10 protein-coding genes and 2 pseudogenes are annotated in these 15,883 nt (G+C 40.6%); 4 read left to right on the forward strand and 8 right to left on the reverse strand.

Going from position 1 to position 15,883, the window contains the following annotated elements; translation table 11 throughout:
• Positions 1–130: 130 nt before the first annotated feature.
• Positions 131–1,153: a ribosome small subunit-dependent GTPase A gene (gene rsgA / locus MUO15_RS05950; RefSeq protein ID WP_245034327.1), complete on the reverse strand. Its 1,023-nt coding sequence runs from the start codon at positions 1,151–1,153 to the stop codon at positions 131–133.
• Positions 1,154–1,359: 206 nt separating this feature from the next.
• Positions 1,360–3,375 carry a penicillin-binding transpeptidase domain-containing protein gene (locus MUO15_RS05955; RefSeq protein WP_245034329.1) on the reverse strand — a complete coding sequence of 672 codons (2,016 nt, stop codon included), beginning with the start codon at positions 3,373–3,375 and terminating at the stop codon, positions 1,360–1,362.
• 266 nt (positions 3,376–3,641) lie between these two features.
• Between MUO15_RS05955 and MUO15_RS05960 the strand changes: the two genes are divergently transcribed.
• Entirely contained in the window at positions 3,642–3,890 is a 249-nt protein-coding gene (locus MUO15_RS05960; protein ID WP_245034332.1) for a hypothetical protein, read from the forward strand.
• 10 nt (positions 3,891–3,900) lie between these two features.
• Here MUO15_RS05960 and MUO15_RS05965 read toward each other — a convergent pair whose 3' ends face one another.
• Positions 3,901–4,251 carry a hypothetical protein gene (locus tag MUO15_RS05965; protein ID WP_245034335.1) on the reverse strand — a complete coding sequence of 117 codons (351 nt, stop codon included), beginning with the start codon at positions 4,249–4,251 and terminating at the stop codon, positions 3,901–3,903.
• A gap of 171 nt (positions 4,252–4,422) precedes the next feature.
• Here MUO15_RS05965 and nfsA point away from each other — a divergent pair, with 171 nt between their 5' ends.
• Complete coding sequence (gene nfsA, locus MUO15_RS05970; RefSeq protein WP_245034337.1) at positions 4,423–5,160, forward strand: oxygen-insensitive NADPH nitroreductase; 738 nt, start codon at positions 4,423–4,425, stop codon at positions 5,158–5,160.
• A 56-nt stretch (positions 5,161–5,216) separates the two neighbouring features.
• Here the strand turns inward: nfsA and MUO15_RS22275 are convergent.
• The 3 genes and pseudogenes from MUO15_RS22275 to MUO15_RS05990 form a co-directional block, all read right to left on the reverse strand.
• A pseudogene (locus tag MUO15_RS22275) lies at positions 5,217–7,468 on the reverse strand (penicillin acylase family protein).
• A gap of 318 nt (positions 7,469–7,786) precedes the next feature.
• Positions 7,787–8,821 (reverse strand): annotated as a pseudogene (locus MUO15_RS05985) (serine hydrolase domain-containing protein).
• 226 nt (positions 8,822–9,047) lie between these two features.
• A complete protein-coding gene (locus MUO15_RS05990; protein WP_245034341.1) occupies positions 9,048–10,424 on the reverse strand; it encodes an MFS transporter in 1,377 nt (458 codons plus the stop codon).
• A gap of 268 nt (positions 10,425–10,692) precedes the next feature.
• Between MUO15_RS05990 and MUO15_RS05995 the strand changes: the two genes are divergently transcribed.
• Positions 10,693–11,697: an aldo/keto reductase gene (locus tag MUO15_RS05995; RefSeq protein WP_245034343.1), complete on the forward strand. Its 1,005-nt coding sequence runs from the start codon at positions 10,693–10,695 to the stop codon at positions 11,695–11,697.
• A 184-nt stretch (positions 11,698–11,881) separates the two neighbouring features.
• Positions 11,882–12,364 (forward strand): DUF456 domain-containing protein, encoded by a 483-nt coding sequence (locus MUO15_RS06000; RefSeq protein WP_245034345.1) that lies wholly within the window; start codon positions 11,882–11,884, stop codon positions 12,362–12,364.
• A 107-nt stretch (positions 12,365–12,471) separates the two neighbouring features.
• Here MUO15_RS06000 and MUO15_RS06005 read toward each other — a convergent pair whose 3' ends face one another.
• Together MUO15_RS06005 and fdhF are read right to left on the reverse strand one after the other, a co-directional pair.
• Entirely contained in the window at positions 12,472–12,939 is a 468-nt protein-coding gene (locus MUO15_RS06005; protein WP_245034347.1) for a helical membrane plugin domain-containing protein, read from the reverse strand.
• Positions 12,932–15,883, reverse strand: coding sequence for a formate dehydrogenase subunit alpha (gene fdhF, locus MUO15_RS06010; protein ID WP_245034349.1), 2,952 nt, complete (start codon positions 15,881–15,883; stop codon positions 12,932–12,934). Before fdhF ends, MUO15_RS06005 begins: the two co-directional genes overlap by 8 nt.

The raw sequence follows: 15,883 nt of genomic DNA on the forward strand, positions 1-15,883 counted from the left end.
ATACTCCCTTCTTTTGCTTTAGAAAAATACTCAAGATAATAAATGTCTGAGTATTATATATACTGGCTGTCTAAATCTTTAACATGTATAAAAAAAAATATCAGCATTAAGCGCTGATATCTTTTGGCATTCATATCTTTTTAGCATTGGGGCCGTGAAGAATTCGATTGGTTCGATGTGTTCCATACTTATCCTTTAAGTTTAATCGTTCAACTTCACGGATCATTTTATTGTAGTTTTTTAAGCGATCGGGTGTTAGTTCATCTGCTTCTATCGCTTTCATTACAGCGCAGCCCGGCTCCTTGTCATGGGAACAATCACGAAACTTGCATTGCAAACTTAACTGTTCAATATCCGAAAAGGCTGCATCGACATTCGTACTTTCTCCCCAAAGCTGCAACTCTCTCATGCCTGGGGTATCGATAATGACTGTACCATTGGGAAGCGAAAATAGTTCTCGATGTGTTGTCGTGTGACGCCCGCGTCCATCCTCTTCCCTTATTTGTTCTGTTTGCTGAACTGTCTCACCTAACAGTCGATTGATAAGTGTTGATTTACCTACTCCTGAAGACCCAATCAAGGAAATCGTTTCCCCGGCAATCAGTTCCTGTTCCAACTTATCTATTCCGCTTCCATCAAGACTGTTAACAGTGTAAACCGGTATACCTGGAGCATGACGTTCGATTTGGGCGAGCTTAGATACGACATCGTCACATAAATCCTGTTTCGTACAGACAATTGCTGGCCTCGCACCACTTTCATACACTTGCATCACATAACGTTCAATTCGTTGCACATTAAATTCCTTAACAAGGGAAGTAACAATGAATACTGCATCAACGTTGGCAGCAATAATTTGTTCATCATTTCCCGTACCAGCCGCTTTGCGGGATAAGACCGTACGTCTATTTAACACTTTGTGGATTCTTGCTTTGTCTTGATCATACGGCTCATACACAACCCAATCGCCAATAGCCGGCCATATATGGGAAACCTCTGCATCATGACGGAATTTACCTGAAACAGTTGAAGTATATGAGTCCGTTTCTGTACGAACCGTGTAAATATCTTGAGCCGCACGAGTAATTCTCCCGATCAGAGCTGTTTCCCCTACTTGATTCTTAAAGTAATCATGAATAAAAAATTGATTCACCGAATTCCTCCTAGTAGATGGGAGGACATTACGAGTTGCTGTGTCCTCCATTTGATGATTGGACTAAATTATGAATACCTGCAAATAGATTTGCCATAACACATCAACTCCTTACGTTTAGTACTTTTATTATAGCAGATTTTTCCTCAAGAAAAACACCTAGTTTTATTTCCTTAATAAAAGTGTAAAACCAGGTGTTTTATCAATTACTGAAGCTGTTCTTTAAATACATTTTTCACTTTTGGAACAACATAAGAACTCCCGCCCTCTACGTCTTCAATCATCATCGAAACGAGTAGACGTGGATCATTAGTGTTCCATGCGATAAACCAGCCATTCTCCTGCCCCTCAACATCTTGTGATTTCTTCAACTCAGCTGTCCCAGTTTTACCCGCAAGGCTTAACCCTTCAATTTGTGGCTCATACCCTGAACCTTCAGGGTTATTCACGACTTCCGTTAGATTCTCACGAAGAATGGTAGCTGTGTCTTCACTCACCACATTTTCTTGCCAAGCAACACTTGCTTCTTCTCCCTTAATCATAACCGGGTCAAGAAGCTTTCCATTTGTAATAAACGGAGTATAGGTAAGAGCTAAATGCAATGTACTCATCTCAACCTCGCCCTGACCATATCCGGTATCAGCCAATGCGATCTCTTTCCCAAATCCATCTTCACCTGTTATTTGGGAGGCAGTGATTGGATACGTAAATGGAATGTCTTCGGAAAATCCAAAATCACTTGCTTCTTCCAAAAAGGCTTCCCCGCCAATTTCGAGAATGGTACGAGCAAAGTAAATATTGTCTGAACGAACCAGTGCATCACGAAGAGTCACTTTCTTATCGATATTGGCACTTTCTACTCGCGTTACAGAATAATCGCCCCAGCCTTCTTTACTGAATGAGCGCTCAGGGATAGACATTTCCTCCGATGGGTCGATGGTGCCTGTTTCTAAACCAATTGCTGCTGTAATCGGCTTAAACGTTGATCCGGGAGCATAAGTACTATTAAATCGATTTGTTAATGGTTTTTGTGGATTATTCTTAAGCTCAGAATAGCGTTCCGATGTCATCCCTAAAATAAATTCATTCGGGTCATAGGCAGGTGTACTAACCAATGCTTTTACCTGGCCTGTTTGCGGGTGAATGGCGGCTGATGAACCAGCATCCCCCTTTAATTGATTATAAATGGACTGTTGCACGTCCGCATTGATCGTAAGGTTCACATCTTCTCCGTCTACGGCTCCCTGTTCAGCTAGTACTTCGCGCTGATTTCCTTCTGCGTCAACGATGGAAACTTTCCCGCCAGCTGTGCCTCTTAATTTTTCCTCAAGAACACTTTCAAGGCCAGTATGACCAATTTTACTTGTAGAAATATATCCTTTATCCTTTAGCTTTTTTAGTTGATCAGCTTGAATGGATCCTACATAGCCAGTTAAGTGGGCGGCTGCCTTTCCTAAAGGATATACTCTGGCACTTTTCTCCTGAAATTTCGTACCTTTCAACGGACGAATTTTTTCGATTAACTCCTGGTTATCTCTCGGAATAGAGACGAGTGGGACGAAGGAAGTTGCTTGCACCCATGACTGATTAAGCTTCTCGTCGATAAGTTCAACAGATAGGTTAAGCAGCTCGGCCAGTTTCTCTTTTACTTGTTCACGATCATCTTCCATCCAATCAGGAACGAGTCCAACACTTATTACTGTGCCGTTAACCGCAAGTCCTTGACCATTGACATCAAATATTTCCCCTCGTTCGGGTTTGATGACTTGAGCTGAAATGATATCCCCTTGTTCCATTCCTGCGAAAATCATCGAAGGGTCCCAGTACATCACCCACGCTTTCGACTCATCATTTTCTTCAAACGTAAGATTGGCTTGATGCGAAAACTCGATCGGCCCTGCCAGCGTTTCCATACTCACATCAAAGTCAAAGCTTGGTGTATCCCCCTTTTCATATTCGGTCTCTTCATCAGGTAAATTATATGTAATGGACAGTTTATCCATCTGAATACCTTGATAAATGGACTGGTATCGCTCGACAAATTTATCTTTTGTAATCTGTTTCTGAGATGACTCCCCAAGCAGTTGATACATCTTTTCATATTCCTGGTTTTCCCATGCTTTCATGTAATTCTTGAAGGTCGTTTCAGGATTTGGTTGGTCGGAACAACCTGCCAGTAAAGTGAATACAATAGAAAATAATAATAATAATGCTTTTTTCATGTTCTCCCCCTATAAATTCCGTCTTATTTAGCTAGTTATTATATGACGAATGACACAGATAGCCAGCACCATTCTACAATATTTTACAGGATCATTATATCAAAATTCTTCTAAATAAAAAGAATGGAGGCTTGGGTTATTGAACGAACTTCGGTCCTCTTTCCATAGCGGCAAAACTAGACGTTTTTCGCTGTTGAATGTTCCTTCTACAGAGTGATACCATTATGAAACTATCCTATTTTATTACAGTATTGGAGGTGCTCTAAATGGCATGGATTCAACAATTCGCATGGATTTCCCCACTTCTATTGATTATCTTTGCACTAAGCTTGCTCTGGTCCTTTCGTGCATTTAAACAGAAAGCATACCCAATGATCATCATCGCGGGCATGCTCCATCTCGTAATCAGTCCGTTCTTTGCTTATAGTCTTGGACCATTTATGTTTGCAATTGGGATCATTGAGCTTTATATGGGAGCAATTAATAAAAAGAAAGCAAAAGCTGTAAGACTATAATTGTATAGTCTTACGAATCTTTTATTTTTTCATCAATAAAACTGCATAAGTGCCCAATAGTGGGAAATTTATTAAATGCCTCATTCACGAGTGTTTCCTCTTTCCACCCCATGTTTATCTCCCAGTAATTCATTAAATCATCAAATGCCTTCGAAAACTGTACTTCATCCCCATTAAATAATTTCTTTAATTCCACATTTGTCGTTAAGTATTCTACAGGGTTATCGTATGTCATCTGGCTATGTTTATGAACATATTTCACCGTAGTTAAATAAACCTCGTAAATATGATTTCTTTTATTGGTCGTTTCTTTCACTTCTTTTCTAGTCTTAAAATAATTAAAATCATAAACATTTACCAAAAGAACTCACCCACCCAACTGTGTATAAATAATAATTCTACATGAGTAGGAGAGATTCCTTTATCCCCTTCGTAACCTTCTTCCTTATTTACTCTCCTAGTGCATATGAAAAGATTTTCAAAGATCTCTATGTTATTCTTTTGATGGATTATGTTATGTGGAGGGAACGTAATGAATTCAACAATTGAAACCATTTTAAATCACCGCAGTATTCGTAAATTCAAAGATACTAAGTTGACAGATGACCAAATTCACACCATCATAAGTGCTGCCCAGCAAGCTTCAACATCCAGCTACATGATGGCCTATACGATTATCGGCATAACGGACCCAGAGAAAAAAGCAGCTCTTGCTGAAGTCAGCGGGCACCCGCACGTCACACAAAATGGGCATTTACTTATTTTCTGTGCTGATCTAAAAAGACCGATCCAGCAAGCGACAAATGAGCAATATCAACAAATGCTGCCGAATCTAGAGAATAGCGAACATTTCCTTGTTTCAGCGATAGATGCTGCATTAGCTGCCCAAAATGCCGCGATTGCTGCCGAATCAATGGGGCTTGGTATGTGCTACCTTGGCAGCATTCGTAACAACTTGGACCGAACTGACGAAATACTTGGATTGCCTCAGCATGTAATCCCGTTATTCGGTATGGCCCTTGGTGTTCCTGATCACAAGCCCGAGACAAAACCTCGCTTACCACAATCAGCCATTTATTATGAAAATGAATATCCTTGTTATGAAAACGATGTGAAGCAGTTTGATGAGGAAATCGCAGCCTATTACCAATCTCGTTCCTCAAACAATCGCAAGGATACTTGGTCAGAGCAGATGATTCGTCGCTTTTCTGAGCCGATGCGCATGGATGTAACACAGTTAGTTCAGAAGAAAGGCTTTAATAAAAGGTAATCCTTAAAGAGAAGAGGGTGTCTCCAAGATGGGAGTACCCTCTATTTTCGTCTAAACTAAGGAGTTAAACGTAAATCTTCTCCAGTAAAATCGTTCATATCTGTTGTATGGTAGCCACCTTCTACCCAATCATCGAATTGGTCATGATACCATTCGCTACGAAAGTGCCCTGATTGCCCGGGTCCTACAACGTGATCTGCCTGGCTAGACTCAGCTAAGTCAATAACATATCGCCACGAGGCCCCATGATTCACCAATCCATTGTCATTGTAACCAGCAGCTCTGACTGTTACCCTGCTGCCGCTAACAGCAACAGGATCACCTGGGTTAAAAAAACGTTCTAGAATACTAATACTTGAAAGGGGATGAGTGAACTCGACAGCATGACCATCACCCCACCTCCAATTATTAGGAGCATCCCCATATTGTTCCGATAGATCGTCAACTGTTTTAGAAAAAGACTCCCTCAAGACATGGTCAATGCCTCCCGCCTCTTCCATCCAGATCGACTTTTCTCCATTCATAACAGCTCTAAGTATTTCATCTGTTGTCTGCCCAGCTCCGTGAAAAAGATCACGCACCTCCTTAGGAATCGAGTCATTGTATAACATTTCTTGGAGTTTAGCATTCCATGTATGATAAATAAGAGGCTGCGGCAGTTGACGGTCATCTTCGTATGTCCATTCTTCCATTAAGTTCATCGCCGCCTTTTCCACCTTATCAGACCCTTCGTCAAGCTTAGTAACCATGAATGGCAAAAACTCTTCAGCTTGCAAATTCTTCACATCCAACTGCATTTCCTTCATACTTTCAATTGTATGTGTCTCCTTTTCCTCTATCATTTCAGCAATGCGTTGATAACGATAGGGCTGTGCCCAGTTGTGACTAATATGATAGGGATAAGAGTCACTAACAACCTTATTATTTGCAGTCGCAATATACCCCTTCTCAGGATTAATCGAAGTGGGAAGCTCATCAAATGGGATGTACCCATTCCACTCGTCCTCTTCCTCCCAGCCTCTTAAAGGAAGCAATGCATTGTCTCCATTTTCATAGATAGGTATACGCCCATTGGCCTTATAAGCAATGGTTCCGTCCTTTGAAGCAAACACAAAATTTTGAGCAGGGGCTAAAAACTTTTCTAATCCTTCTTCAAACTCCTGCCAATTGCTGGCCCGGTTGATTTCTAACACAGCTTCAAGCTCGGTTGTTGGATCAAGTGCAGTCCAGCGTAATGAAAGTACAGTATCTTTACCACTATCCCCAGCGAACTCACTAATGACCGGACCATGACGGGTCTCGACAACCTTGTAATCAATAGTTTCCCCCCTTTTACCTGAATAGGTTCTGAAATGACCTCTGCCTGCTCCCATTTCCCTTCAAACATAAATTGGTCGGATTGATCTGGGTTTCTTTTTTCAATATAAAGCTGTTGTACATCCGGCCCGACATTGGTTACTCCCCAGGCTATGTCCTCGTTATGACCAAGGATGATCCCGGGAATTCCAGCAAAAATTACACCAGACACCTGGTATTCAGGTGAATCCAAGTGCATTTGATACCAAATGGATGGTGTGGCTAAACCTAAGTGTGGGTCATCAGCCAGTAAAGGAAAGCCCGATGCAGTACGCTCCCCACTTAATACCCAGTTGTTACTTCCATTGAATTCAGGTGGGATCACTGCATCTTGAAAACTCGTTGCAACATCAACCACTTCAGTTTCATTGATAATAGTAGGGGCATCTTTCGGATAGACTGGAAATAATTCGAGTGCTTTAGCTTTAGGAAATTTGTTCAAAGCATAATAATTAAACGCTTGCCGCTCCCAGTGCCCTCCTAAATCGAATGCCATGTACTTCCCAATCGTTAACGAATCAACAGGTTGCCAGGTACCTGGTTCAATGCCCATTAACTTAAACCCGGGCGGGAGACGATTTTCTTCAATCACTTTATCAATATACATATTAACCCCTTGAGAAAAAGCCTCTAGGCTCTGAATCGCCTCATCTGAATACAAAGACAGTGACGCTTCTGCCGCCCTTCTAAGCCCAAGGGTTCGAAAGTATTTATCTTGTTCAATAGCTGCTTCACCAACGACTTCACTTAAAGTTCCTGACGCTTGCCTTCTCGCAAGCTCCATTTGAAGTAAGCGATCTTGCGCCTGCACATACCCTTGCGCCATAAACAGATCGTGGGCATTATTTGCAGATATGTGTGGGATACCATGCTCATCCCTTGTAATTGTTACAGGATCTTTTAAGCCTTCAAGCTTGATCTCGCCTGAAACCTGTGGAAGACTGCGGTTAATGTAAACGTTTACAAAAACAGTCAAACCAATTCCTAGTACTAGCACAATAATCGTAGAAATCAGGCTGATCTTTTTCCATCGCTTCATTTTTTTATTCTCTTCATTCGTCGTTTGAACAGCTTCCACTAAGACATCCCCTTTACTGAATTCTCATTCATTATACCTGAATTTTATCATTTATAATATCGCTATGTTTGTAAAATTTTGAAGATTATCACCTACAAATTTCCCACAACCAGAGCCAGGTAGTCCAATAATGGAGCAATTCATGATATCAAATCTTGCACCTATTTAAGAAGGTGCTTATCAGTAAGATCATTATCTAGATACTTCTAAGTAATCTTCTATAACCTTAGTTACATCAAATGGACCAGAATTCTTATTTGAAGGGACAACTATTTTGATATCATGACTAGGATAAACAGATGAATGAAAGCTCACACCTGGATCATATCCCATTACATGATACTTGATGATGTTATCATTCCTTTTGTTAATCCATAAACCATAGCCGTAGTTTATATCTCCTTTTACATTTACGTAAGGCTGAAGTAGCGAGTTTGTAAATTCTTCACTTAACAGCTTATGATCGAATAAGGACTCCCACAATTTTGCCATATCAGGTGCGGTAATGAATGCCCGCCGTCAGCTCCCCCTTAACAGGTATAGAGTATATATTTGTTTTCCAGGTTCCATCTTCTTGATTATCAATACACCCCAATGCTGTGTTTTTAGGGAGATGATCTAATGAAAAATACCCTGAATCGTTCATGCCACATCTATGAAACACTTCTGATTCGATATAATCAGTAAATCGGATACCTGTTTGTTGTTCAATTATTAAACCTAAAATGATATAGCCGGCATTATTATAATGAAACCTATCTCCTGGTTGGAACATCATGTGGTTTGTTTGAAACAACGGTAAAAAATCATGTAAAGACGTCATTTGATACACTGGTCGGTCCTTCCAAAGATCTTCAAAGTCATCCATAACTTCTTCATCAAAGTAATCTGCTACTCCGGATGTATGGGTCAAAAGGTGATGGATGGATATGTTCTCATCAAAGTTGGGGAATTCAGTATCCAAACAATCCCTTAGCTTAGTTTCAAAAGAGATTACTCCTTTTTCAACTAGTTGGGAAATACCGATGGCTGTAAATAACTTGCAGCCAGATGCAATGCCAAATCGGGTATTTACTGTATTTGATAGCTCCTCAGTTCTATTAGCATAACCATAAGCTTCTTCAGAGACGACATCATTTCCACGTTTTATGTACACCACTCCTGATAGCCTACACGCTTCCTAATTTCTTCTACAATATTATTTAACCCAGCATTTTCTTTCAGCATAACAATCCCCCACTTTTATATATGCTTTTATTAACTTCCCCTCACTTTTCCTTAACTCATTATAATGCTTTAAAATAGATCGCCAACTCTAAGGATTTCCTTATGTGATATCAAATGAACGTGGCGCCTCCTTAGAATCACACACAAAATTAGGCTGTCAGACTCTCAACAGCCTATAAAGATAAATTAACATCTCTGTTTTACCGTTCAATTGTAAATATTTAACTTACGATTTTCGCCGATTCAAATCAGCCAAGATTTGTGGATATTGCTTATCAAGTTTGTACATCCACATGAGAACAGTCTGCAAAACAGCTAAAAAGAAAGGAATATAAATATTAAGTGCTAAGATCATTGTTACAGCCAGTGACGTTTGTTCCTCTATACCTCCTACATAACCTCCAAATGCTAATAACCACCCTATTAAGGCGCCTCCTAGACCTGCCCCTACTTTCATACCAAAACTTGCAGCGCTATTGACCAAGCCTTCCGTTCTAATCCCAAATTTCCACTCCCCATATTCAGCAGTATCATTAATCATTGCATATAAAAACATAATGATAGGCACCAAACCAAATCCTTGAATGACCGTCCCAACTAAAAATACAGAAAGACTAGAGGGGTCAATCAACTTAACAATCGGGCCGAAAATACCTAGTATTGAGACGAATAAGGCTATATTGCGTTTGCCGAATTTCCTCACTAATTTTGCAACAAAGAAGAAACCGATCATGGTTGGCAAAAATAATAGTAAGCCAACGAGTGAAAAGTAGGCAGCGTTACCAAGTATATAAGTTGTATAGTACAGCCCCGCTCCCGCTAAAAGGGCATTAAGGGTATAGGCGATCACACAATAAAGGGTAATGATTAACCAATACTTGTTAGTAAATAACGCTTTTACACCCGTTCTAAGAGGAACATTTTCTTTAGTTTTATTGACGGTTCCACCAACTCTTTCTTTAGTTGAGTGAAAAGCTAGAAAACTTGTCACAATGATGATAAATCCACTAAAAGCTGCCACACTTGTCCACCCTAACCTTCCACCAATTGCACTTGCTACTGGTTGGGCCAATATCGTAATCACCAGGGTACTTAACATCGTGAAAACACCAGTGTAAATATTAAGTACAGATCGTCCATATGGCTCTTGAGTCATCAATCCTAGTAGAGTCTTATAAGGAATGGATACTCCTGTATAGACCAAAATTAACATAATATACGTAACATAGACATATATGATCTTCCCCGTATTCCCGATATCAGGAACAGAAAAAAGTAGAATTGTCATAACACCAAGTGGGATTCCCATCCAAAGGATCCATGGACGAGCTTTACCATGTTTCGATTTCGTGCGATCAACTAACGTTCCCATCCCGATATCTGTCACTCCATCAAAAAGACGAGCCACAAGCATAAGTGTACCTACAACACCTGCAGATATACCAGCGACGTCGGTGTAATAGAATGTTAGAAATGTACCTACTAATGTCCAAACTAAGATAACACCAAAGAACCCCGTTCCATAATTCAACATTTCTTTGTGACCAGGAGTTTCAGCCTGCATAGAGTTGGTGTGAACATTTTGCCGCTTCTCAGTTAACATTTGTTATTCCCCCTTAAATGTTTGTTCCAGACGAAAACGTTGTCATATTTGCGTGCATCCTCCCTGATCGGTTAACATACCAACCAGTCAGTATTACAAACATTATACACATCATCCTTGAGTAATTAAATATATTCTAAAAATTCTATCATTTATTTCGCCAGTGTCTAGACTTTCCGCTGTTCACATAAACACACTTGTGATTAGACACAGATAAATCCGGGTACACTCACTCAGAGAGTTTTTACAAGCCTTTGGAGGTGTAATGATGGAAACCATAAAAATAAGTAATACAAATTTAGAGGCGAGCCGAATTGGCTTAGGTACATGGGCGATTGGCGGTTTGATGTGGGGCGGAACGGATGAGAAGCAATCGATCCAAACCATTCATGCTGCACTAGATAAAGGAATTAGTTTGATTGATACCGCACCTGCTTATGGGTTCGGACGTTCTGAGGAGATTATTGGGAAAGCGGTGAAGGAATATGGAAACCGTGACAACATACTCCTAGCAACAAAAGCGGGATTAGAGTGGCAAAACAACGAGCTATTTCGTAACGGCAGCAAGGAACGTATTCATAAAGAAGTGGAGGATTCGCTAGACCGACTGCAAACCGATTATATCGATCTTTATCAATTGCATTGGCCTGACCCGATGACTCCTTTACACGAAACGGCAGAGGCCTTGCACTATTTGTATAAACAAGGGAAAATTCGTGCCATCGGTGTCAGTAACTTCTCACCAGAGCAAATGGATATTTTCAGAGAAGCAGCCCCTATTCACACCTTACAACCGCCGTATAACCTATTTGAGCGGGATATTGAAAAAAATACTCTGCCTTACACAATGGAACATAACATAACGACAGTCTCCTATGGCTCTTTATGCAGAGGATTGTTGTCAGGCAAAATGTCAGCAGATCGGGAATTTAAGGGAGACGATTTAAGAAATAATGACCCCAAATTCCAACAACCCCGCTTCAACCAATATCTAAAAGCTGTTGAGGAGTTAGATAAGCTCGCCCAAGAGAGATTCGGAAAACGTGTGCTTCACTTGGCTCTAAAATGGGTACTGCAGCAACCAGGTTCGGGGATCGCTCTTATGGGTGGGCGGCGCCCGGACCAGTTCGATTCAATTGATGAAGTAAGCAACTTTACCATCGATGACGAGAGCATGCATGATATTGACGAAATTCTGTTAAAACATGTTAAGGATCCGGTGGGGCCTGAATTCATGGCACCTCCTGATCGTCAAGATTTAGGAATGAAATAAGACGAAGAAACCGGGCTCACTTATATTGAGTCCGGTTTTCCTTATGTTTATTCTAGAAAAGTTACTGCGACTATAATATAATTAATAATTCGAAACCTAATAGAAGATGCAACGTATAAAAAGGGTGGCACATGTTGAATCGTAGTTAAGTTTTTTATTGAAATAATAGGAGGACGTCTTTTAAATGGATATACTTATTTGGATTATCATTATTGCGTGTTTTATAGCCAGCTTTGCTAGTATCATATTCCCTATTATCCCCGGTCCGCTCGTTCTTTGGATTGGCTTCCTGGCTTACTTTTTCTTTATCAGTGGGAATGAGTTCTCCATTTTGTTTTGGATTGGAATGATCGTTTTAACAATTGTCCTGATCGTCTCTGATATTATTGCTAACAGTTATTTTGTCAAAAGGTATGGAGGCAGTAAGTGGGGGGAGCGTTCTGCAGCCATTGGCGTAATTATTGGATCATTTATTGTACCGCCTTTTGGTATCATCCTTCTCCCTTTCATACTTGTTCTCATTGTAGAACTTGTCCAGAAACGGACAGCAAACGAAGCTTTTAAAGCGTCACTAGGCTCTTTATTTGGCTTTCTAAGTGGTTCACTAGCCAAAGTGGTTATCCAACTTGTTATGATCATTTGGTTCTTCGTTGAAATCTGGCTCTAATAATATATACGATTTACAACCACATTAGACTATTGAACAATTAATTTGAAGATTTCCCACCCGAAAAGAAGGGGTTGCTCGATATAAACTCGAGCAACCCCTTTTTATTATTTACGTCCCATTCCTTTAAGAAACTGCATCATCATCGTGATACTTCTGTTGATTTCCGGATCCTTTAAGGCCTTGGCTAACTCAAATACAGATGTTTTTTTAGCGTGATCATCTGAATTCATTTGTCCAATGCCTTGGTTTACACGACCTGTAACCTCCCGGAGAGATTTCATATCTAATTCTCCGAGAAGGAAAATCATTTCAGGAAGATTTTCAATCAATGATGTATATTGGTCCTTATTTAACTCATTCGCCACATAACCCAGGGCCTGCTTCTTCGACCTTGTAAAAGCATAAGCAGAATCGAGTGTCCCACCTTCGTCTAGTGCTTGCAGCAGTTTAATACCTTTTAATATGGCATCCTTATTATCTGCTACCGCCTCTTTCACCTCTGACACATCTTTTTCTATTTGTTCCTCGCGAGAAACCTCCAGGCGTTTAATATTTCTAATCGCTTTAGCCATTTTTATTCACCTGATTTCCTGGGAATACATAATCGTCCCGCTCCCATTTTTTCTCCACTTGCACACTGATTTGAGGGACAGGATTTCCTCTGCGGTGATTATTTGAGCGAATAGGTGATTTTCCTTCTTTTTTCACTACTTCCATTCTTACGGCAATCTCTTTGTAAGCCGGTGTGTTACTGTCTTTGTCAACACGATTATCTGTCAAGAAGTTAACCGCGGATTTCCCGTTATCATTCAATGGAAGGAAAAGTTCTTTTCCTTTGACACGATCAGTTATCGTCACTACACCTGTAGCTTCACCTGCTTCTGAAATTAGCTTCACAGTACCACCTTCGTTAAGTCCGCGTTCTTCCGCTAATTCTTCTGAAACTTCTATCCACGCAGTAGGTGTTTTTCTTGTAATTCCTTTTGATTTATACGTCATATTCCCTTCATGGAAATGCTCTAAAAGACGCCCATTATTTACATGAAGATCATATTCTTCTGTTGTGTCGTACTCTAGTTCAAATTGTAGTGGATAAAGTTGAGCTTTTTTATCTTCAAAAGGAAAGCCATCGAGAAATAGAAGCGGCTGATCTGTCCCATCCTCTGCTACAGGCCACTGCAAGGAATTGTACCCTTCCAGACGATCATATGACACACCTGCGAAAAGAGGAGCTAAACTGGCTGCCTCTTCCATAATTTCTGCGGGATGTTCATAACCCCAATCGTATCCCATCTCTTTAGCGATTAGTGAAAGAATCTCCCAGTCTGGCTTAGAACCTGGCAGGGGATCAAGTGATTTATACAAGCGCTGAATACGACGCTCCGTATTTGTGAACGTTCCATCCTTCTCAAGGCTTGGTGCAGCCGGAAGAACCACATCTGCATACTCTGCCGTCTTTGTTAAAAAGAGATCTTGAACAACAAAGAAATCAAGCTTCTCAAAAGCGGCTGTCACATAATTAATGTTCGCATCTACAATACCTGTATCTTCACCAATAACATACATGGCGCTAAGGTTACCAGCGTGGATGGCTTCAATCATTTGGTGATTATCTTTACCAAATTCTGCTGGAAGCTCTACTCCCCATTTGTCTTCATAACGATTACGAACTTCGTCATCTGTTGTTGCTTCATAACCAGGGAAGAAATTCGGCATACTGCCAAAGTCACTGCAGCCTTGCACATTATTGTGACCACGAAGAGGATACGCTCCTGCACCAGGTTTTCGATAGTTACCTGTGATCAACAGTAAATTAGAGATCGCTGTACTTGTATCACTTCCACGCATATGCTGTGTGACACCCATAGCCCAGCAAATCGCTACACTATTAGAGTGTGCAATTTCTTCAGCTACTTCAATAAGTTCACTCTTAGGAATGCCTGTCAGTTCTGAAGCATACTCCATTGTAAAGGGCTCAAGACTTTCTCGGTATTCGTCAAAACCATTAACCCACTCTTCTAGGAATTGTTTATCTTCTAGTCCTTCATCTAAAATATATTTTGTTACAGCCGAAAGCCAGGCTAAATCCGATCCGGACTTCGGTGAATAAAAGCGGTCGGCCCGTTTCCCCATTTCATGTTTTCGTAAATCAAAAACGAAAAGCTTCTGATCGAACAGCTTATGAGACCGTTTGATTCTTGATGCCAGCACGGGATGAGATTCAGCAGTATTTGAGCCAATCGTTATAACCAAATTAGAATTAGCAATATCATCAATTGATCCAGAATCCCCGCCGTAACCTACTGTTCTGAACAAGCCCATTGTTGCCGGTGTCTGGCAATAACGTGAGCAGTTATCAATGTTATTTGTTCCAATGATTTGACGGGCTAACTTCTGCATAAGGAAAGACTCTTCATTTGTTGCCTTAGAAGAAGAAATAAAGCCTAAATCGTCTGCGCCCTTCTCAGCTTTGATCTCATTAAATCGTTTAGCTACGTAGGAAATCGCTTCATCCCATTCTACCTCTTCAAACAGATCACCCTTACGTATAAGTGGTTTGGTTAGACGTTCATCACTATTCACGTAGTCCCATCCAAACTTCCCTTTCACACACGTTGAGATTCCATTTGCGGGTGACTGTGCACTCGGTTCTACTTTAAGTACTTTACGGTCCTTTGTCCAAACATCGAACGAACAGCCAACTCCACAGTATGTGCAAACTGTTTTCGTTTTCTTAATGCGGTCTTCTCGCATTGCCGCTTCTGTGTCAGATACAGTAAAAAGAGGACCATAGCCTGTTTCCGCTTTTTTCGTCAACTCAATCATTGATTTTAGGATACCTGGTTGTTGGTCAGTAAGAAATCCTGCCTCACCTTCCATGCCAGTCTCCATCATTGCATTACAAGGACAAACGGTTGAGCACTGTCCACAGTTAACACAGGAGGACTGATCGATAGGAACATCATTATCCCAAATCACTCGGGGTTTTTGACGCTCCCAGTCAATTGTTAACGTCTCATTTACTTGGATATCCTGACATACTTCAACACATCTGCCACAAAGAATACACTGATCCGGATCATAACGATAAAAAGATCCTGAATCATCACGGTTGTATGGCTTAGGTTCAAATGGTCTTGATTGATGTTCCAAACCAAACTCAGCCATTGTGTTATGAATCTCACAAGCTCCATTATTGTAATCACAAACAGTGCAGTAGAGTTCATGATTCTCTAAAATGCGGTCTAGTGATTCTTTTTGTGCTTTATGGACATGCGGCAATTGTGTTTGCACACTCATTCCTGCTTCAACTTTCATACCACAAGCACGAGTAAGCTCACCATTCACTTGAACGATACAAGTATCACATGTCTCAATGGGTCCGAGTGACTCGTTGTAGCAAATCTGGGGGACATTTTCATCCGTCGTATTTAATAGATCCAGGAGATTTTGTCCAGGGTCTGCTAAGTATTCATTACCATTAATCGTCACAACTGTATGTTCGCGTTCTAACAA

The sequence above is a fragment of the Halobacillus amylolyticus genome, assembly GCF_022921115.1.
Classification (GTDB): domain Bacteria; phylum Bacillota; class Bacilli; order Bacillales; family Halobacillaceae; genus Halobacillus_A; species Halobacillus_A amylolyticus.